General features: G+C 31.6%; 17 protein-coding genes. 3 read left to right on the forward strand and 14 right to left on the reverse strand.

Annotated features, from left to right (window positions below):
* Positions 1 to 24 precede the first annotated feature (24 nt).
* The 9 genes from addB to J2Z42_RS04455 form a co-directional block, all read right to left on the reverse strand.
* Positions 25 to 3453, reverse strand: a complete 3429-nt coding sequence (addB, locus tag J2Z42_RS04415) for a helicase-exonuclease AddAB subunit AddB (protein WP_209701205.1) — start codon at positions 3451 to 3453, stop codon at positions 25 to 27.
* A 96-nt stretch (positions 3454 to 3549) separates the two neighbouring features.
* Positions 3550 to 4506 carry a 2-hydroxyacid dehydrogenase gene (locus tag J2Z42_RS04420; protein ID WP_209701206.1) on the reverse strand — a complete coding sequence of 319 codons (957 nt, stop codon included), beginning with the start codon at positions 4504 to 4506 and terminating at the stop codon, positions 3550 to 3552.
* Positions 4507 to 4613: 107 nt separating this feature from the next.
* Positions 4614 to 5426 (reverse strand): polysaccharide deacetylase family protein, encoded by an 813-nt coding sequence (locus J2Z42_RS04425; protein WP_209701208.1) that lies wholly within the window; start codon positions 5424 to 5426, stop codon positions 4614 to 4616.
* A 147-nt stretch (positions 5427 to 5573) separates the two neighbouring features.
* A complete protein-coding gene (locus tag J2Z42_RS04430) occupies positions 5574 to 6398 on the reverse strand; it encodes a polysaccharide deacetylase family protein (RefSeq protein WP_209701211.1) in 825 nt (274 codons plus the stop codon).
* 121 nt (positions 6399 to 6519) lie between these two features.
* A complete protein-coding gene (locus J2Z42_RS04435) occupies positions 6520 to 6885 on the reverse strand; it encodes a P-II family nitrogen regulator (protein ID WP_209701213.1) in 366 nt (121 codons plus the stop codon).
* Positions 6886 to 7006: 121 nt separating this feature from the next.
* Positions 7007 to 8236: an ammonium transporter gene (locus tag J2Z42_RS04440; protein ID WP_209701215.1), complete on the reverse strand. Its 1230-nt coding sequence runs from the start codon at positions 8234 to 8236 to the stop codon at positions 7007 to 7009.
* Positions 8237 to 8444: 208 nt separating this feature from the next.
* Positions 8445 to 9890: a hypothetical protein gene (locus tag J2Z42_RS04445; protein WP_209701217.1), complete on the reverse strand. Its 1446-nt coding sequence runs from the start codon at positions 9888 to 9890 to the stop codon at positions 8445 to 8447.
* 33 nt (positions 9891 to 9923) lie between these two features.
* Complete coding sequence (locus tag J2Z42_RS04450; protein ID WP_209701219.1) at positions 9924 to 11318, reverse strand: sensor histidine kinase; 1395 nt, start codon at positions 11316 to 11318, stop codon at positions 9924 to 9926.
* A 1-nt stretch (position 11319) separates the two neighbouring features.
* Positions 11320 to 12009: a response regulator transcription factor gene (locus tag J2Z42_RS04455; RefSeq protein WP_209701221.1), complete on the reverse strand. Its 690-nt coding sequence runs from the start codon at positions 12007 to 12009 to the stop codon at positions 11320 to 11322.
* Between the two features lie 183 nt (positions 12010 to 12192).
* Here J2Z42_RS04455 and aspD point away from each other — a divergent pair, with 183 nt between their 5' ends.
* Positions 12193 to 13833, forward strand: a complete 1641-nt coding sequence (gene aspD, locus J2Z42_RS04460) for an aspartate 4-decarboxylase (protein ID WP_209701230.1) — start codon at positions 12193 to 12195, stop codon at positions 13831 to 13833.
* Positions 13834 to 13856: 23 nt separating this feature from the next.
* On the opposite strand, the gene J2Z42_RS04465 is transcribed toward aspD, so the two are convergent.
* From J2Z42_RS04465 to J2Z42_RS04485, 5 genes are all read right to left on the reverse strand, one after another.
* Positions 13857 to 14822 (reverse strand): SPFH domain-containing protein, encoded by a 966-nt coding sequence (locus tag J2Z42_RS04465; protein ID WP_209701232.1) that lies wholly within the window; start codon positions 14820 to 14822, stop codon positions 13857 to 13859.
* A 27-nt stretch (positions 14823 to 14849) separates the two neighbouring features.
* Positions 14850 to 15281, reverse strand: a complete 432-nt coding sequence (locus tag J2Z42_RS04470) for an NfeD family protein (RefSeq protein ID WP_209701234.1) — start codon at positions 15279 to 15281, stop codon at positions 14850 to 14852.
* Between the two features lie 21 nt (positions 15282 to 15302).
* Positions 15303 to 17228 carry an NAD(+) synthase gene (locus J2Z42_RS04475; RefSeq protein WP_209701236.1) on the reverse strand — a complete coding sequence of 642 codons (1926 nt, stop codon included), beginning with the start codon at positions 17226 to 17228 and terminating at the stop codon, positions 15303 to 15305.
* Positions 17229 to 17252: 24 nt separating this feature from the next.
* The gene (locus tag J2Z42_RS04480; protein WP_209701239.1) at positions 17253 to 18584 is read right to left on the reverse strand and encodes a ClC family H(+)/Cl(-) exchange transporter; all 1332 of its coding nucleotides are present in this window, start codon (positions 18582 to 18584) and stop codon (positions 17253 to 17255) included.
* Positions 18585 to 18657: 73 nt separating this feature from the next.
* Entirely contained in the window at positions 18658 to 19749 is a 1092-nt protein-coding gene (locus J2Z42_RS04485; protein WP_209701241.1) for an endospore germination permease, read from the reverse strand.
* 97 nt (positions 19750 to 19846) lie between these two features.
* Between J2Z42_RS04485 and J2Z42_RS04490 the strand changes: the two genes are divergently transcribed.
* The gene (locus tag J2Z42_RS04490) at positions 19847 to 21247 is read left to right on the forward strand and encodes a spore germination protein (protein ID WP_209701243.1); all 1401 of its coding nucleotides are present in this window, start codon (positions 19847 to 19849) and stop codon (positions 21245 to 21247) included.
* Positions 21244 to 22356: a Ger(x)C family spore germination protein gene (locus J2Z42_RS04495; protein WP_209701246.1), complete on the forward strand. Its 1113-nt coding sequence runs from the start codon at positions 21244 to 21246 to the stop codon at positions 22354 to 22356. The genes J2Z42_RS04490 and J2Z42_RS04495 overlap by 4 nt, the downstream gene beginning before the upstream one ends.
* Positions 22357 to 22369 lie beyond the last annotated feature (13 nt).

A 22369-nucleotide genomic window follows, 5' to 3' on the forward strand; every position in this document is an offset into this window, starting at 1 on the left:
TTTCCATTTATTTACTGGTGCCTGTCACCTCTTCTTAGTCACCTCTTCTATTTCTTTCCATATATCATCTGCACTTTTCTTTTTAAGTAAGTTGTAACCATTGCCATTAACTGAAGTATCAAATTCACATATAGATGAATAAATGCAAAAATCACAGCCTTTTTTATTTTCTTGTTTATATGGAGAAATATCTATATTTCCCTCAAGTATTTTTTCACAAAGTTCAGCCATAGTAACCCTGACATATTTTCTAAGCATATTAAACTGCTCCATTGTAGCAACTGAAGAATTTTTCGATAGCTCTCCATCCTTTTTTACAGCCGCAGGTATTATGTCGGAGGAGCCTTCAATCTCACTGTCCATATCTCTTATTATATCAACATTGTTTAAAAGCAGTCCATTCATTTTTAGGCTCTTGTTTATCCTCTTCTCTATTTCATCGTAAGTTATATTTTCTTTTCCATCTATTATGGGATCGTCCAATTTAAAGTACAGAATTCCACCAGGAATAGCCTGTTTATTCATCCTTTTTTCAAGTTCCTGAAGTATTACATCCAGATAAACCAGAAGTTGTATTTGAATTCCATAATATACGTCGGATATGTCAAATTGCTTTACACCTGATTTATAATCTATTACTCTCAAATAAGTAGACTCGTCTTTCTGCATTATATCTATCCTGTCTACCCTTCCAGATAGGCTGATTTCCTCGCCTGAATGAAGTTTTACTGAAATTGGTGGAAAATCTCCGGATTTTCCAAAGGAAAGTTCATATCCTGCCGGATCAAACTCGCTTCTTTTCATATGTTCTGTTATAAGCCATACTGCCCTTGTTAAAACTCTATTCACCCTGGACGCAATATGCAGATATCTCTTCGAACTGTTCAATACAGAATTAGGCCTATCCTGTAAAGTGTTTTTAATTATATCAGATACATTTTTCCTGCACCAATCCCTGTCGATATCCCTCCACGTAAGATTGCTCTCTCTTAATTTTGTTGAAAATACTTCGAGTATGCTATGCATGAAGCTTCCAAGATCAGGTGCTGTTAAATTATAAATTTTTCTCTCCCTCGCCCTTAGCCCATATTGCACAAAATATGCAAAAGGGCACTGAACAAACTTTTCAAGCTTTGATACACTCATATTCATATGCTTTCCGTAGAGATTTCTAACCTTGGTTGTATCTAAAATTTCTGTTTCATTTGTATAATAAAATCCTTTTAATACTGTATTCAACCTCTTGTTCCAGTCTTCATTTTTTCTGTACCATCCATACACATCCATCCACAGAGGATTTATATCATTTTCATTTGAATTATAATTCATGTTTTCGATAAGCTTGTTAAAGGTAGCACCAGGCACACTTACCTGCTCCATTTCCTCATTTTTTGAAATCAGTGACCTGTCAATTACATCACTTTCTTCTATAACTTTCGGAAAAAGCTTCTTTATCCTGGATATTATTATAGAAGGCCTTTTAGTCTTGCCATCATCATCTGCCATTTTATAGCTAAGCCTCAAGTAGCTGTTCATTATAGTAAGCGTGGTATATGTAAGAAATTGCTCCTCAAAAGCCCTTACCCTGCTATTTTCTGCAAGCTCCACGCCTCTTTCCTTAAGCTCATCCCTGTCTCCATCTGTAAGTATTCCCTGAGACAATATAGCTGCCGGAAAAATTCCATCATTAACACCTATTATATAAAGTGCTTTAACATTATGGCTCTTAAGCCTTGTAACTTTTCCCACCAGAACCTGGTCAAGCGACGGTGGTATCACTCCTATTTCATATTCCCTGAAGCCTGAAGTCAAAACCTGACTGAAGGTATTCAAGCCAAATGTATCATCGCCTATAGTATCCACTATTTGATCCAGAATATCTATAATAATGTCCCATATCCTGCTGTATTCATTTGCCCTGTCCAGTCTGGACTCATCTTTAAATTTTTGGATGATCTCTTCAACCTTTTCAGGCAATTTAATTTCACATAAAAAGTCGTAAAGCCCCCTGCACTTATCCTTTCCATTTTTCTTTCCTTTTATAGCCTTTGATAATTTTAAAATAGGCTCCCTTACCCTGTCTCTTATGGAATTTATTCTATCTATGAGCTCATTTTCAAAAGCTTCATCCCTATTTTCATTTATGCTGTAACTTGTTTTAAACTTCCAGGGTTCACCGGTCAGCCACTTTGAACCTTTTATTCCATTTTCAAGCACGTAGTTTTCAAGTATGTCTATATCTTCATTTTCGAAATCCAGAAGACCTGTTTTCAAATATCTGAATACAGCTTCGTAAGACCAGTTTTTAACAAGTATTTCTACAGCCGATATTATTAAAACTACAATAGGATTGTTATAAATTTCTCTTTTTTTGTCCATGAAATATGGTATATTGTACTCTCCAAACACTGCCTTCACCACATTTTCATATTCATCAAGAGATCCACTCACAACTGCAATATCCCTAAATCTAAAACCCTTGTCCCTGCATATTCTTATTATATCTGCCGCCGTATTTTCTACTTCTGTATACTTGTTAAGCGCCTTGAAAATTTTTATATTCTCAGTTCTATCTTTGTATACTTTATAAGGATATGAAGATAAATAGTGTTCCATGTGTGAAAAATCTTTTTTGTTTCTAAATTTATAACATGGACTGCTGTTTAAAACAATTGGTTTTTCATAGGATATGTTGCTGCGTGAAGCTATCTCCAAAAGCTTTTGCTCGGTAATTTTAGTTTGATAAAAAAGATCTGTAAGATCCATACACAGTGTAAAATTAATTTTATATGCTTTATTCATAATCTTTTCCAGAATTCTATATTCCTGTGGAGTAAAACTTGAAAATTCGTCCACCCACACCTCTGCATTATCAAACATTTTGGATTTATCCAATTTTTCAGCCAGCACACTTAGTGTATCTTCTTCATCCATATAAGTTTCTGCAAGCCTGTTTTGAAATTCCGAAAAAATTATTATTATGTCCTGAAGTTTATTTTTCAAGCTTGTGTTTTCTATTCTGTCCATGCTATCTTTTAAAATGTCTATGGTTATGTCATATTTTTTAAACTCTCTTATAGTATCACTTATATTTGAAAGGATTCCCTGTTTACCCGAAATTTTTTTGAATACCTTGAGTTTATCTTTATTTTCTTCTATTATCTTATAAAGAAGAATGCTCTTTCCTGAATCATTAATATACTTATTTGTTGCTCCACCTACTTCATCTGAAACCTTATCCGCCATCCTTTTAAAACTTAAAACACTTGCCTTTAAAAGCCCCCTGTCACCTACTGTATCAAGCAAATTTTTTTCAGATTGAAATGAAAATTGCTCAGGTACAAGCATTATCAAAGGCCTGTTTGTATCATTTCGGATTATATTTTTTATACTTTTCAGACAATAATGGGTTTTTCCGCTTCCCGCTCTGCCGTATATAAATTTTATGCTCAATTAAACACCACCTTTTCAGTTGAAAATTTACAATTTATTATGTATATAATATTAATTAAAGCCCTGCATTTATGCAAGGCTTTTTGTTCAATATATTCAAAATTTTACTAGATTTTGTGGTTCTCCATCCAGCCATTTTATTATGTTATCAAAGGTTATATGTGCCCTTCTAACCATTGCTTCTTTAGTAGCAAATCCTACATGTGGGGTAACTACTGTGTTTTTAGTCTTCAAAAGTGGATAGTTAGTATCAAGCGGTGGTTCACCATCAAATACATCTATACCTGCTCCACCTATTTTTCCTTCATTTAGTGCTTCAGCTAATGCATTGTTGTCAATAATAGGTCCCCTTGCTGCATTTATAAGCAGTGCTGAAGGTTTCATAAGTGATATTTTTTCCTTGCTTATCAAGCCTTTAGTATATTTATTGTTTGGCAGATGTATTGATACCACATCGCTCTTTGAAAGCAATTCATCCAGACTGACATATTCAACACCTATTTTTTTGAGGTCTTCTTTTTCACTTCTATTATATGCAATTACATTGCAGCCAAAAGCTTTTGCTATTTTGCAAACCTGACTGCCTATAGTACCAGTGCCGATAACGCCAAAAGTTTTACCACTTAAATCATTTTGACTGTATCCATCCTTTGTTTTACCTTCTCTTGTCACTTTGTCAAGAGAAACTATATTTCTAAGAAGTGAAAAAATGAAGCCAAATGTTAATTCTGTAACGGATTCTGTACTGTAACCCGCTGCATTTGAAACAGTTATATTTTTTCCCCTGCATGCCGAAAGCTCAACATGATCTACACCCGTAAAAGCTATAGACATCATTTTAAGTTTTTCATCTGAAGATATTACTTCTGCCTTAAGCGGCATATTTGCAAGTACAATAACCTCTGAATCCTTTACCCTTTTTTTCAAGCTTTCAGTATCTGTAACTTTATCATTGTATATTACAATTTCATGACCTCTATCTGTAATAGGTTTTGCAATATCTCTAAGTTCATCTTCAGAAAGTCCAAGTGGTTCTATAACAGAAATTTTCATACATAAACCTCCCCATTTGAGTTTGTATATCATTATCTTTACAAGTTTATAATATTACATATGTTAAATGATTACAATATCGAATTTAATTTCTTATAAATTACAGTCTATCTTTTTATAACATTATAGCTGTCACTTGTTATAGGTCTGAATTGATATCCCTGACTTTTTAATATAGCAATAACCTGAGGCAGTGCATCCGCAGTTGTACTTTTGGTTGCTGCATCATGCATAAGTATAACAACCTTCTTCTGCCCTGCAATTTCTTTTCTCAATGTAGTAAGAAGAAAATCTACTGACGCATGCTGACGTTCTGCATCTCCAGTTTCAGCATTCCAGTCTATATAATGATATCCTGCTGCAGTAGCCGCTCTCTGAAAAGAAGTCAATTTAAAAGAACCACCAGGAAATCTTATAAGTGTTTTGTCATGGTCTCCTATAATTGAACTTATAATAGTTTCATTTTTCTTTAAATCATTTATGAAATTATCTGTACTTGAATATAAATACTTGTATTCATGACTGTAAGTATGATTTCCAATAGTATGTCCTGCTGCTTTTTCCTGCTTTAAAAGTCCTGGATTTTGTTGTGCCATACTTCCAAGTATAAAAAACGTGGCTTTAATATTATTCTGCTTTAATGTATTTAATATCCTTGGAGTTACATTTGCACTTGGCCCGTCATCAAATGTCAAATAAGCAACTTTGGCATTAGGCGGTAATTTTTCTTCTGCTTCTTTTGCTTCTTTCTTAGCCTTGTCTTTAGCTGCATCGTTACTGGCTGCAGCTATTTTTTCAGCCCTGGAATTGCTTTGTTTTTCTGCAAATTCAAATCCACCAAAAGATGATAAAAATAACGCAGCAATAATAATAACTATAAAGCCTACTACTCTTCCGTTTTTACTTCTTTTTTTACTCATAATATATTCCTGTTCCCCCTCATGCTTGTACAATTTGCACTTTAATTTTAACATATTGAAATGTATAAATATGTACAATACTACAACAAAAGGTTACAAAAAAGTTACAAAAAAATACCTCATGTTAATTTTAACATGAGGTATTTTTTATGGTTTCAAAACATTATAGCTATCACTTGTAATAGGTCTAAACTGATATCCATCATCCTTCAAAATCTTAATAATTTGAGGGAGTGCCTCAGCTGTAGTTTCCTTGGTTGCTGCATCATGCATAAGTATAACAATTTTTTTCTGTCCAAGGAAAGTCTGCCTAAACCTGCTTACCAATCTATCTACCGATGAGTGCTGAACTTCAGCATCTCCATTTAAAACATTCCAGTCTATATAATGATATCCAGCTGCCTCTGCAGCCCTCTGAAACGATGTATGTCCAAAAGATCCTCCTGGAAATCTTACAAGAGTTTTATCATGGTCTCCTATTATTGAATGTATCACATCTTCATTTTTCTTTAAATCATTCAAGAAATTATCTGTACTTGAATATAAATATCTATAATCATGACAATAAGTGTGGTTTCCAATAGAATCTCCTGCTTCTTTCTCTTGTTTCAAAAGTCCTGGATTCTGCTTTGCACTGCTTCCTATTATAAAGAAAGTTGCTCTAATATCATTTTCCTTTAATATCTCTAATACTTTTGGAGTTACATTTGCACTTGGTCCATCATCAAATGTCAAATAAGCTACTTTAGCATTAGGCGGCAACTTAGCATCTTTTTTTGTTGAATCATCACTTTGTTTGGCTTTTGCCTTATCCTTAGATGTATTTTCATTGGTTACAGCCAATTTTTTAGCATGCGAATTATTATTTTTCGCCGCCAGCTCAAATCCACCAAAAGATGATAAAAATAGTACAGCGATAACAATAACAATAAATCCTGCTATTCTTCCTTTTTTATTTCTGTTCCTTCTCATAATATACCTTTGTCCCCCTTATGCTTGTACATATTAACTGTATTTTATCACAATAAAATACATCAATATGTACAAATCTACAACAAAAGGTTACAAAGTAGTTACAATATTACCTATTTAACTATTTTTTGGTATATTTAAGGGCAGCTTTGCCTTCATCTCCAGTACTTATACGTATAACGTTTTGGACATCATAAACAAATATTTTTCCATCGCCCATTTCTCCAGTATGAAGAACCTTCTTTGCAGTTTCAACTACAAGTTCTACAGGTACCTCGCAAACTATTATTTCTACCTTTACCTTAGGCAGGACATTGATGTCCATAGTAAGTCCACGATAGTATTCCTTATGTCCTTTTTGCATTCCGCAGCCAAGAACATTTGTAACAGTCATACCTGCTATCCCAATTTCACCTAAAGCGTTTTTAAGTTCTTCAAATTTACCCTGAGAAGTAATGATATCAATTTTAGTAATTTTATCACCCATAATTCTACCTCCTCCTAAACATATATTTATATTTTCTATATAATTTTATGCTATTTTATCGAAAAATATCAACTATTAAAAAATATTTTTAAATAAACTATTAATTATCAACTATAAACTATTAACTGTTAAGTCCGCCGTAAGCTTCTTCACCATGTTCTGTAACATCCAATCCTGTCTGTTCAGCCTTTTCAGTTGCTCTTATGCCACTTACAGCTTTAATTACTTTAATTATGATAAATGTAACTATAGCAGAATATACAATAGTTGCCACAATACCTGTAAGTTGAATTAAAACCAACTTAGGATTTCCATGTATTAAACCACTTGCACCTGCAGAGTTTATTGCCTTCCATGCAAATATTCCAGTTGCAATTCCTCCCCAGATTCCTCCAACACCGTGGCATCCAAAAGCATCGAGTGCATCATCATATCCAAATTTAGCTTTCATAAATGTAACACTTGAATAACATATAGCTCCACCTATTAATCCAATAAGTATTGAAGCAAGAGGACTTACAAAACCTGCACCAGGAGTTATAGCAACAAGACCTGCAACTATTCCACTGGCAACTCCAAGAGAAGTTACTTTCCTTCTATATAAATATTCACAAGTTGCCCAGCTTAAAGCTGATGCAGCTGCAGAAGTATTAGTAGTAATAAAAGCATTTATTGCTACATCATTTATAGCAAGTGCACTTCCTGCATTAAATCCATACCATCCAAACCATAGTACTGCAGCGCCAAGACATGTCATTGGAAGGTTACTAGGCTTGCCCACACTTTTTCTTTTGCCAAGCATTAATGCTGCAACAAGTGCTGATATACCAGAACTTATGTGTACTACATCTCCACCTGCAAAGTCCAGTGCACCAAGATTTTTAAGCCATCCACCTGCACCCCATACCCAGTGTGCAATAGGATCATAAACGAGTGTTGTCCAAAGTATAATAAATGCAACCCATGGAAGAAATTTCATTCTCTCTGCAATAGACCCTGATATAAGTGCTGGAGTTATTATTGCAAACATAAGTTGAAACAACATATATACCTGCTGTGGAATTGTACCAGCATAATCTGCATTTGGTGCAAATCCAACTCCTTTTAAACCTGCAAAATTAAAACCACCTATAATTCCACCAATGTCTGTACCAAAACATAAGGTATATCCTACTAATATCCATTGAATAGATATTATTGCTAGAGCTGAATAACTGTGAAGAGTACTATTCAGTGTATTTTTACCTCTAACCATTCCTGCGTAAAATAATGCCAATCCCGGGGTCATTATCATTACTAATGCCGCTGAAATAAGTACGAATACGGTATCTGCCCCATTTACTCCATTCATAAAAATACCTCCTTAAAAATAAATATTTTAAATATTTTATAAGTCCATTAAAATGAATTTAAGAAATTCATTTTAAAAGCTTATTTATATAATACTAATTTTTAAGTAAATTATCAATAGAAATGCATAATTTTTATTATTTTTTTATTTTTATTGTAATTAAAGTATTAATTTAATTTTTAAATGAATACGTTTATTCTGCTTAATTCTATTTTTTGAATAGTTTACTCCAGACATTTACATAGCTTCCCGTAGTCCATTCAGACATAACTGCTTTTTCACCAGGTTTCAATTTAAAAGTAGTCTCTAATTTTAAATTTGTTCTATTGCTCAGCTTAAATATTTTCAATTCAGTTTCCGTAAGTACAACTACAAAGTCTTTATTTGGAGATGTATATGTATCAACCATATCTGGAACTTCTTTTTTTATTACATCAAATGAAGGATATAAATCATCATACATAGTAAGTATCTTATTTGGTGCTGCATAAACTATGTCAAAGTCTCCATAATTAATTCTTCCCCTGAGTATCCATCTTCCATTTCTTCTTGTTACAGCCCAATTCGTATTTAAATCATTTAAATTGACATTTCCCCAGGACTTATTCAATTTTTTAAGGTACTTTTCAGTACTTATTTGGAGCATATTTAAAGCTTTCACATTAAAAGCCTTTGAAAATTCCATGCTTTTGCCATTCAGATTGTCAAGCGGCAGCATACTAAAATAACTATTTTTAGTTTTTTGTTCATCATCTTCGTAGTAAACCTCCTGATTGTCCAGTGAAATATAATCAGTACCAACAAACAATATCTGGCTGGTTGTATTTTTTATATTTCTAACTACAGTATTAGAATTATGCTTTTCAGAGTTGTTTTTCATAAGTGGTGCACCCCAAATTAAATCCCTGTCAAGATTATTATCATATTTTTTATTTATTCCAATCTCCCAGAATCCATTTTTTCTTGGCACAAGTATATTTTTTCTTTGCAGTACAGGTGATATCTTATTATAGGAGCTGCTTATCCATAGAGTCCTGTAACTATACTCCCCCGTATCTTCGTCTTTATATTTGAGTCCAAGCAAAAGACCTGATTTATATGTACTATCGTTTTGTTTTCTTGAAGTTATTATTTTAGAATCTTTTTCATTTATGTTATTAAGTACAGACTTATCATTTTCTGCACCATCTCTAGTAAAAAACAAGATCAGACCATCATTGTACCTCATAATTAAATTATCGTTAATCTGTATGAAATCATCAAAAAAATTGTTGTTTGATGATACTGTGATTACTTTTACCTGTTTTTGATTTATGCCAAGTGAATCAGGATTAATTTTATAATTGTTTTCAAAATAAACATCGCTATCTACAACTTTTACTTTAAAATTTGGGTTTTTACAAGTCACACCATTGAATATAACCCTGTCACCTTGAAAAACTGCTTTTTTATTTACCATTCCCCTGGCTTCCTCCATAGATATACTTGAATCTCCTGCAAATACATATCTATTTACAGTCCAGTCCCCTTTTATTGGTAAATCTATTGTCGCCCTTGTAATTATACTTGGATTTAAAGGAGAATTTACATTTTTATAAACTACAAGGATTAAAATAGCAGATAAAATCGATACTAAAATACATATTTTTTTCATCAAAATCACCTTTTCTCAGATAATTGATTAAATTTATTCATTTTCAAATGGAATAGAAACTTTTACTTCTGTTCCATTTCCAACTTCACTATTTATTACAAGTTTTCCGTTATGCATTTCCACTATTTCCTTGCATATTGAAAGTCCTATTCCATTACTCGATTTGTCGCTTTTACCTTTAAAAAATTTTTCAGTAACTCTTGGCAGTTCATCTTTTGGTATTCCTATTCCATCATCTTTTACAATTATTATAAGCTCCTCGTTTTCCGACCAAACTTTTAATTTTACATGCCCGCCTTCTTTTGTAAATTTAAAAGCATTGTCAAGTAAATTAGTTAAAAGCTGTTTTATTCTATCCTCATCCATCAAGATAATAGGTATATCATCAACCACGTCAACTTCAAAATTTAATTTATTCCTGCTGGCCCTAAACGACATCTGTTTTTGTATATATCCTATAGTATTTTTGACATGTATATAGTCTCTTTTCAACGTTATTTTTCCAGATATGAATTTCGAAAAGTCTAAAAGCTCCTCCACCATTTTGGTAAGTCTGTCGCTTTCTTTTTCTATTATTTCAAGTCCATCCATTATTTCCTGCTTGTCATCAAGGCTTCCTGTACGCATTGTAGTTGCCCAACCTTTTATTGATGTAAGCGGAGTTCTGAGTTCGTGTGATATGGAAGCTATAAATTCATTTTTTAATTTCTCATTTTTAATTATCTCATCTGCCATAAAATTTAATGCATCAAGCAAATGTCCTATTTCATCATCTCTTTGTTTTTTGACTCTTTCATTAAATCTCCCTTTTGCCATCTTTTTAGCCATATCTGTAACTTCTCTTATAGGCCTTGTTATAGTATTTGATATGCCTATACTTATCAGTCCTGCTATTAATATTACAATAAGCCCTATGAATATAAGCATAATTGCTATTTTTTTTATTATTGAATCTACACCGGAAAGAGATGTTACAAATCTGATTACACCTTCTATATTTCCTGAAGATGCAAGCGGACTTGATACACATAAAAGCTTTTCTCCTGTTTTTTTATCAACCTCTATATAAGACGCGGTTTCACCTTTCAATGCCATGTCTATATCATCTCCAGATATTTTTCCAGGTATATAATTTCCTATTGAATCCATAAGCATCTTATGTGAATTATCTATTATTTGAACCTCTGCAGAAGTATTTTTCCAGAATATATCCGCATTATCCTGTATATTTTTTTCTAAGCTTGAGGATGCCAGATAACTATTATAAAAGTCTACTGAAACTCTAATTTGATTTTCTACCACATTCTCCATGTTTTTGTAGTACCTTCTTTTTATAGACAATATCAAAAATGTCTCAAGCACAAAAACTGTCATTATAATTATAATAAGGTAGCTTCCTACCATTCTCTGTTTTATTCCTCTTAACATATTATTTTTTTCTCCATCTATATCCTACTCCCCAAACAGTTTCAATAACTTTGGGGCTGGATGAATTTTCTTCAATTTTCTCTCTGAGTCTTCTTACATTTACATCTACTACTTTAGTATCTCCTATATAATTATATCCCCACACCATGTTCAAAAGTTCATCCCTGCTGAGTGCTTTGCCTGAATTTTCCATAAAAATTTTCATAAGTATATATTCTTTTGGAGTAAGTTCAAGTTCTTTGTCTCCTTTGTATGCTTTCATTGCTTTATCATCTATTTTATAATCTCCAGATACAATAAGATTATTTTCGTATTCTCCGTCATTTACCACTATTCTCCTCAGCAGTGAATTGACTCTAGCTATAAGTTCCAGTGGGTTAAATGGTTTTATCATATAATCGTCAGCTCCAAATTCCAGCCCCATTATCTTGTCCATATCCTGACTTCTAGCTGTAAGCATTATTATGCCCATTTTAGGAAATTCCTTTCTTAAAATTTCGCAGGTTTTAAATCCATCAATTCCAGGAAGCATTATATCCAAAATAGTAATTATAGGATTTTCTATTCTGGCTTTTTCTATACCTTTTTCGCCAGATTCAGCCTCAATTACTACAAAATTATTTCTTTTGAAATTTATCTTTAAAAATCCCCTTATAGAATTTTCATCTTCTATTATAAGAACTTTCTTCATTTACAGCCCCCCAATTCCACTATTATTTCTGTGGTAATTATAGCACAATTGAAATAATAATAAATAACATTTCAGATATATTTTAATTAATTGAGCAAAGAATAATATTACATAATTTCACACAATATAAATTAACAAAATATTATACAAGGTTATAGTAACTTATAATAGTGGAGGATTTTTATGGATAAGAAAAATATTCAACGTATGGAGATAGAAAGAATTTATGGGAAAATAAGCCCTTTTGAATTAAGAAATAATTTAATTCAGCTTGCTAATGATGAAAATAAGAAGAGCACTCATACCCTTTTAGATGCAGGTAGAGGAAATCCAAACTGGATAGCAGCTTCGCCTAGAGAAGCATTTTTTGCTTTTGGTGAATTTTCAGTATATTCAGCAAAAAAAACATGGAATGATCATCATTTAGCGGGTACGCCTAAAAAAGAAGGCATAGCAGCCGAATTTAAAAAATATGTACAAAAACATGCTGATATGTGTGGAATAGATCTTTTGATTAAAATTATAAATTACGGAATAGAACAGAAGAACTTTAATCCAGACGAATGGATTTATGAACTAGCAGATGGGATTATAGGAGATAACTATCCTACACCTATGAGAATGTTACCGCATATTGAAATTGTAATTCAGGATTATTTAAAAGAAGAAATATATTCTAAAGATTTTTCTTCGAAATTTGATTCATTTGCAGTAGAAGGAGCAACTGCTGGAATGTGCTATATATTTGACTCTCTAATTGCAAATAACTTATTAAAATCATGTGATACCATTGCAATCATGACACCTATTTTTACTCCTTATTTAGAAATTCCACTGATACCACGCTATAATTTCAATGTCATTAATATTCATGCTTCAGAATTTTCTAAAGACAGTAGAAGCAATTGGCAATACCCAAATGAAGAAATTGAAAAATTAAGTGACCCTAAAATTAAAGCTCTATTTTTAGTAAATCCAAGCAATCCCCCTTCTGTTGCCATGAAGCCTGAATCCATAAAGATGTTAATAAACATAGTAAAAAAGCATAATCCAAATCTTATGATAATATCCGACGATGTCTATGGTACCTTCGTAGATAATTTTAAGTCATTAGTATCATATCTTCCATTTAACTCTATAGGAGTCTATTCCTTTTCAAAGTATTTTGGAGTTACCGGTTGGCGTCTTGGTACCATCTCTCTAGCAAAGGAAAATGTATTTGATCACCTGCTAAATACATTGCCAGAACACGAAAAACAATTAGCTAGAAGACGTTACGAGGCACTGTCTACTAATCCTGAAAGCATAAAATTTATCGACAGAATAGCTGCCGATAGCAGACAGGTAGCCCTTAACCATACTGCTGGTTTATCTACGCCTCAGCAGGTTCAAATGGCTTTTTTTGCTATATTTTCTCTTCTCGATAAAGAACATAGCTATAAAGAGCTTATACAAAATATTTGTAGGAGACGTAAAAAACTACTTTTTCAAAGTCTTGGATTGGATTTAATAGAAGATCCTTATAGTGCTTCATATTATACAGAATTTGATATACTCGAATTATCAAAAACCTTTTATGGTGATGAATTTACAAGATACCTGGAAAACAATTACGAGCCTGTAGAAATATTATTTTCTCTTGCAGAAAAATCTTCAATAGTATTATTAAGCGGTGCTGGATTCAAAGGAACCAAATGGTCCATAAGAATATCTCTTTCCAATCTTAATGATGAAGATTATACTACAATAGGTAAAGTCATACACAATATACTTGAAGATTATATGAAAAAGTGGGAAGAAGTTAAACAGACCGGCTTGCCTTAAAGCCGGTCTGTTATTTTCATATTTTATTTTTTGAGAACTGCCCCTGAAGAAGGATTCTTCTGCAGCATATCTGCTATAGCTGCTATATTTCCAAGAGAAGATACAGCTTCATTTGGAAGTATAAGTTTGTTTGCAGGATTCTTTGCCATTTCTTTCAATGCCTCTACCTGTTTAAGTGCAATTACTTTTTCATCTGTGCCTGAATCTATTATAGCCCTGTTTACCATGTGAATGGCTTTTGCATTAGCCTCTGCCACAGATTCAATTGCCTGCGCCTTACCTTCTGCTTCAAGCATTTGAGATTGTCTCATTCCTTCTGCATGCCTTATATTTGCCTCTTTTTCTGCTTCCGCCTGAAGTATCTTAGCTTGTTTTTCACCTTCTGCTCTTGCTATATCACTTTGTTTCTGACCTTCAGCCTGTAGTATAACCGCCCTCTTGTCTCTCTCCGCTCTCATCTGTTTTTCCATAGCCTGTTGTATTTCAGCTGGAGGTATTATATTTTTTATTTCAACTGAAAGTATCTTGATCCCATAAGCATCCGTTATATCATCTACCACTTTCAAAAGTTCGGCATTTATCTTATCTCTTCCAGATAGCACTTCATCAAGCGTCATATCTCCAACTATATTTCTCATATTTGTTATAGTAGAGAATACTATTCCTGCTTTATAATCTTCTATATTATATATGACATCTTTTGCATTCAGTATCCTGTAAAAAATTACATTGTCTATAGATATCTTTACGTTGTCTTTGGTTATAACGCTCTGTGGTTCAATATCAAGTATCTGCTGCTTGGTAGATACCTTTCTTCTCATATAATCGGCAAAAGGAATCAAAAAATGCCATCCTGGTTCCAGTATTCTATGAAATTGTCCAAATCTTTCTATTATACTAACATACCCTGTATTTACAACTTTAATACATGACATAATTATCATAATTACAATTATAAGTACAACTAATAAGAAAATACTTTTTATCATTTAAAACATCTCCTTTTTATATATAATTTAATAATCGCATTTCTTTACTAAAACCCTGTTTCCATCAATCCCTGTTATTTCTATCTTATCCCCTTCCTTGAGAACTATGTCATCATTTTTAATGTTCCATAAAACTCCATCCAGTTTCACAGCATTATTATCCTGCATTTCCCTGTCTATAATTATCTTTTTTCCTTTATATGTGCTTTCTCTGAGAGCAGTAGGCTTTATATTCTTCTTGATGTTCTTTTTTATAAGTGGATAGCAAACTGCAACAAGTATTACACTTACAATGACGAATACACTAAATTGAACCACTATGGAATACTTTAAAGTATATGCTATAAGTGCAAAAATAGCACCAACAGTAAACCAAACAAACAAGAACGCACTGGTTAATATGTCCGCTACCAGACAAACAATTCCAATGATAATCCATAAGATTAAACTAGATGACATCCTCTTCACTTCCCCTCATACTTATTTTACATTATTTATCCACAAATTCATACCTGCATCTGACGGCATTCTCCAATCGCCTCTTGGAGACAAGCTGACTGTTCCAACTTTAGGCCCATCTGGAATAGCCGATCGTTTAAACTGCTGAATAAAAAATCTTTTTATAAATAGTTTAAGCCACTTCTTTATGGTATTTTCATCATAGCAATCATAAAAAGCTGCCTTTGCAAGAAATAATATTTTTTCCGGAGAAAAATTATTTCTTACAAAGTAGTAAAGAAAAAAGTCATGCAGCTCATATGGTCCGACTATGTCCTCTGTTTTTTGTGCTATCTTCCCCTCACTGTCTTTTGGCAGAAGTTCAGGACTAACCGGAGTTTCAAGTATATCTATTAAAATGCTTGATATTTCCCGGGACACTTCCCTCTGGGCTACATACCCAACCAGATATCTAACAAGAGTTTTAGGTACAGAACAATTTACTCCATACATTGACATATGATCTCCATTATAAGTACACCATCCAAGGGCAAGTTCTGAAAGATCACCTGTTCCTATTACAAGGCCGCCTTCTTTATTTGCAATATCCATAAGTATCTGCGTTCTTTCCCTCGCCTGAACATTTTCATAAGTTACATCGTGAATTTCCCTATCATGTCCTATGTCTTTGAAATGCTGCAGGCAGGCATCTACTATGTTTATCTCCCTGAAATCAGTATCAAGATTTCTGCATAAGTTGACTGCATTATTATAAGTTCTATCTGTAGTTCCAAATCCAGGCAGTGTAACAGTTATTATATTTTTTCTGGAAATTTTCAGCATATCAAAGGTTTTTACTGTAACTAAAAGTGCCAGTGTGGAATCAAGTCCTCCTGAAATGCCTATAACTGCTTTCTTAAGTCCTGTATGCTCTACCCTTTTTCCAAGTCCTGATGTTTGAAGATTAAATATCTCCCTGCACCTTTCTTCTCTTTGATTTTCATCCGATGGTACAAAAGGATGCTTTGAAACAAGTTTATCAAATTTTCCGTAATCTAAATTTTTAAACTTGAACTCAATATTTGAAATTTTAAATGGAACTGTATTCTCTGCATCCCTGAAGCTTATATTTTTAATTCTCTGCATATTCAATCTTTCTAAATCAACTATAGATGTTATGACTTCATTTTCTCTCTGGAATCTATCATTACATTTAATCAAGCTTCCATTTTCAGAAATAATCATTTCACCGCCAAATACCAGATCAGTTGAAGATTCAAATACTCCACAAGATGCATATACATAGGCACACATACATCTGGCACTTTGAGATGAAACCAGATTTCTTCTGTAATCCGATTTACTTACAATATCATTGGATGCAGATAAATTTCCTATAATGTTTGCTCCACAAAGGCTTAAATAACTACTTGGAGGAACTACACTCCATAAATCCTCACATATTTCAAAACCAAATTTAAAATCTCCACTGGAAAAAATAATGTTTACTCCAAAAGGTATATTCTTTTGAAAATATAAATCCACCTTTTCATCTACAATGTTAAGCCCGGAAGTAAACCATCTTCTTTCATAAAATTCCTCATAATTGGGGATATAACTTTTAGGTACAATTCCTAAAATGCTTCCGTTAAATATTATATAAGCACAATTGTAAATACATGAATTGTAGTTAAGTGGTGCCCCTACTGCGATAAGTATATCCTTGTCTATAGAATATTTGCATATATCCTCCACAGCTTTATTTGACTTATCCAGAAGCAATTTTTGAAGAAAAAGATCTGCACAAGTGTATGAAGTTACGGCAAGTTCAGGGAAAACCACCAATTTTGAACATTCGTTTAAAGCTTTATCTATACAAATTTTTATATTTTTTAAATTGAAATCCACATCTGCCACATTAGTTACTGGACATGCTGCAGATAATCTTATAAAATCCATTGATGACATGAAAACTCCTCCATTTTTTTTACCTCATGAATTGTTCTCTTTTTTAGGATGAGCCATGAGATAATTTTTAAGTAATGATTCATATATAGGTTTTGATCCAAGCATATCTGCTGTCAGATATGCAATTATAGATACCATGCTTATTGAAAGAAAATGATTAAAAGAACCTGTCATTTCTGTAATAAGTATAATTCCTGTAATAGGTGACTTGACTACAGCTGCAAAATATCCTGCCATACCCATGATTATAAAATTGTTTATATACAAATTGTTTAAATTTAACAGATTGACAAACAAGTTTCCATAACCGCAGCCAATTAAGGCACCTATAGTCAAAAGAGGCAGAAAAATCCCTCCTGGTGCTCCAGATCCATAACATATCATAGTAAACATAAATTTTAGAACAATCAAAATTAAAATAAACATCAAAGAAAAGTGACTCAATGTCAATGACATTATAAGGTCATTTCCGCCGCCTAATATTTGAGGTAAAAATAGTCCAAATATTATAGAAACTAAAAGCGGAATAACTGGATTAAACTCTTTAGGTAAAATTTTTTGTTTGGAATACAATTTTTGGGTATTTAAAAGTACAATATTAAAAAATACACCTGCAAAACCTATTATAACTCCAAATAAAGCTATATATAAATAATATTTTAATGGTATAGCATATACATAGTTAAAATTAAAAACAGGTTTAAGTCCCAAAAATTCACTAGTTATAAAATCTGCCGAAAGTGCTGAAGACAGTGATACCACCAAAACCATAGGTGAAAAATTTTTATGTACTTCCTCAAGAGAAAACATTGTTCCTGCAAGAGGTGCATTAAATGCAGCTGAAAGGCCTGCACTGGCTCCACCTGTAATTAAATATTTTTCTTCTATCTTCACCCTTTTTAAAATTCTGCTAACTCCTTGTCCAACAGCAGCACCGAGCTGAACAGAAGGGCCTTCCCTTCCGAGGGAAAGTCCTAATCCAATAGCAGTAATTCCTCCAATGAGTTTCCCTAAAATAATTCTATACCATTTCATTTTAAGTTTTTTTGAAATAACACCTTCAACCTGGGGTATACCACTTCCTCCTAGCATGGGTTCTTTCTTAGTCATAACTCCCAATATGTAACCTGCTGCTATTAATAAAACTATCCATAAAGGTATCAGCCACAGCTTCAATAAAAATATTTGATAAATTTTAATTACCTCATGTCCAAGTTTTTCTATACACAATCTAAATAATACTATTACAAATCCTGTCAATATACCTGTAACTATTCCTTCTGCTGCCAACTTCAACTTCAAGTCACTAAGCTTAAACCGATAACTTTTATTACTTTCATTAAATGTAACTTTCATTCGAATTCCTCTTTTGTAATATAATTTATCATATAATTATTATACAATGTTATTTACGCAATTCAAAGATGTACTAAAAGTTACAGTTTTTTTTATTCCTGATGTTAAATATAGTAAAAGCTAAAATTGGAATTATAAAATATATAACAATACATAAATATATATATATATTTAAAAATTTAAACAATGTAATTAGATTTTTAGAAATCAAATAAGAAGAAATATATACAATAAAAGATATTACAATTAAAAAAACTTTTGATTTAAATAGCTTCTTGAATTTTAATTCCTTCATTAATAGTAAAATTGCAAATAATGAAGTTATATATTTTGCAAACCATGATGATATAACCTGAAATATTACGTAAAATTCCCCATTAGCTATAAATCCAAAATAAGATATAAGCTGACATTCAACAATTTTGGGATAAACTAAATCATTAAGCCTTTTAACATTGAAAGTGGCAATTACTCCAATTGTTGCTACTATAATCATCTGAACAACAAATAAATTTGAAAACAAAGCATATTTTCTTATGCTTTTACTGCTTTTAAGCTGAGATAAATATGGAAGCACTATTGAAATAGAGGAATACAATCCTATAATCTTAATAATACATATTAAAAAATCACTGTTTACTCCATATTTAAAAACAGGAAATAACATTCTATAATCTTTAAAATGCTCTGTAAGTATGGATAAATTTATACCATTAAATATGGATATAATTATACATATCATAATAACAATCATAAGTGAGTATCTGCCATTTTTGACCACATATAAAGCTGGGATAACTATAAACAATAATATATACCATGTAGGACTTTCCAAAAATAAATTTGTGTGTATAACATCTGATTCTATAGATGCACACTCAAATAACGATAAAGTCAATCCAAAAATGAATATCCATAAAAAAACTTTTCCAAATATATTTCCAAAAGCTGTAGTAAATATTTTTACAATACTATAGCAGTTATTTTTAACACATATATTTATTATATAATCAAAATATGCAATTGCAATTAAGGATGCAATTATTGTACATATCCAGCTGTCTCTGCCTGAAACATTTATAAATATTTCAGGATAAGTTTTAAATGATGCTATGGCAACAGAACATATTAAAAAAAATATATGTTTAAAGCTGAACTTATCCATAAACTCTCTCCATTTACATTTATTTATACTAATATTGTTTACTAAAAAACGAATTTTATCCATATTAAATACAGATAATAATATAGGGTGATGATAAATGAATGCTTATTTGGATTATGTTTGCACTAAGCTTAAGAATAATTCTGATTTTAAAAAACGAACTGTAAATTCAGCATATGGAAAAATTTATATTTTGTTCATAGATAATTTATGTGATTCAAAATTTATAAGTCAATATATAATAGCTCCCCTTGTTAATATGAACACTAAAACTATAAATTCGGATATCATAAAAAATAAAGTACTATATGGCAATTCCATAGGTGATGTTAAATCAAATGATGATGCCATTATACATATTTTATCGGGCGATGTCCTTATAATATTCGAAAATATGTCAAATGTTATTTTTTGTGAAGCGAAGGGTTTTTTAAAAAGATCTTCTGAAATTCCCATAACTGAAACTGTAATAAAAGGCCCTAGAGAAGGCTTCAATGAGATTCTAAATGATAATATCTCAATGATAAGGAGAAGGGTTAAAAATTCTGATTTAAAAATAGAACTAAATATTTTAGGAAAGGAGTCCAATACTTCTGTAGTACTTGTTTATATTAAAAGTAAAGCTCCAATTGAACTTATTTTAAAGTTAAAACATACCCTTAAAAATATGAAACCAAACTTTATGCTTGACACAAATTATATAGAAGAGCAATTAAAGTCAAATAATACTCTCTTTGATACAATAGGTTATACAGAAAAGCCTGATGTTGCTGCATCAAGGTTGTTTCAGGGAAGAGCCCTAATATTTGTAGATGGTACTCCTTTTGTAATAAGTGCACCTTATTTCTTTTTAGAAAATTTTCAAATGGCAGATGATTATTATTTAAATAAAATCTACTCTAATATATCAAGATTACTCAGATTTATAGCCTTTGGAATCTCTGTATTGCTTCCAGGCTTATATATTGCACTTACTACTTATCATTTTTCATTTATACCAGTAGAATTCATATTAAGGTTGTCTAATTCAAGGGCTAGTGTCCCTTTTCCAACTATATTAGAAGTTTTTCTGATGCTTTTTTTCTTTCAGCTTTTAAGAGAGGCAAGTATAAGACTTCCCCATCCTATAGGACAGTCCATGAGTATAGTTGGTGCTTTAATACTTGGTCAAACAGCTGTAAGTGCAGGACTTACTTCACAAAGTACTGTAATAATAATAGCTCTTTCATCCATATCTTCTTTCTTGATTCCAAAATTATATGGAGCTATATTAGTTTGGTCTTCAATTATATTATTTTTATCTTCATTAATTGGAATAAATGGTTTTTATATGGGATTGTTTATGTTATCTTCACATATAGCTTCACTGGATTCATGCGGTTATCCTTTTCTCATGCCTCTTGGGACGTGTGAAAATTTCAATTATGATGATTTGCTCTATAGAAGCAACCTTTATTCAATATCAGATAATAATTTAGATAAGGATGATACCAAATGAAAAATTTTTTTTGTATATTCCTTTTAATAGCTACTTGCTTTCTTTCAGGATGTTTTAACTATAATGATATAGATAAAGTTACTTTTGCTACCTCTGTCATAGTAGATACAAATTTAAATAAAAATGCAATAGTATACGTCGAAGCATTTAAGTCTGAAAAATCTGGCGGCACTTCTTCTGGAACAGGTAAAAAAATTACATTCAAATCTTCTGGTAAAACATTATTTGAAGCTTTAAGAAACATGAATATGTCCGCCGGCAATAAAATAAATTTCACACAGGTAAAAAGCATAATATTTACACAAAAAGCAGCAGAAGAAGGTTTATACAATTTTGTAGATTTTTTTGGCAGAGATCAAGAGTTTATGATAAGGAGCAATATTGCAATATTAAATGGAGACCCCGAAAAATTTATAAAATTAAATTTAAGTGAAAATAAATACATAGGACTTTTTATTTATGATTTGATACACAATATTCCTGCATCTTCAAGAACAGTAATTACTACATTAAATGATTTTTTAAATAAAGCTTATACAAAACAAGGTACTGCTGTAATAACCATGATAGAGCAAAAAAAAGATCAGCCGGAACCAAAAATTGAAGTAATAAATGGTGCTGTAATCAAAAAAGGTAAAATGGTAGATATAATTAATGGAAGATATGGTGAGGGATATAACTTTTTAATAGATAATATAAAAGGCGGTTCACTTGAAGTTACAAATCCATACTCTGCCAATAACTTCATAACCCTTGAAATACTTAAAAGTAAAACTAAAACTAAAATTTATTATGAAGACAATAGAATATTGGTAAAAAAAATAATTAAAGTTAAAACGACTATAGCAGAAGTGCAAAATTATATAGATTTAAATAATGCTACAAGGGAGAAAATAGAACAATATGCGCAAAAAAATATTGCAAATGCATGTAATAATGTATTTAAAACATATAAATCCAAAAACCTTGATATTTTTAATATAGATGAGGATTTCGAAAGAAAATATCCTAAAATAAATATAAAAGATCCAATTAAAAAAAGTACTTTACAGGTAGAAGTTGATGTAAACTTAGAAGGTTCCTCAACAAAAACTAATTTTAGAGAGTGAATTATACTCAAGC

Origin of the sequence: Clostridium algifaecis, assembly GCF_017874415.1 — a bacterium.
Taxonomy (GTDB): domain Bacteria; phylum Bacillota; class Clostridia; order Clostridiales; family Clostridiaceae; genus Clostridium_B; species Clostridium_B algifaecis.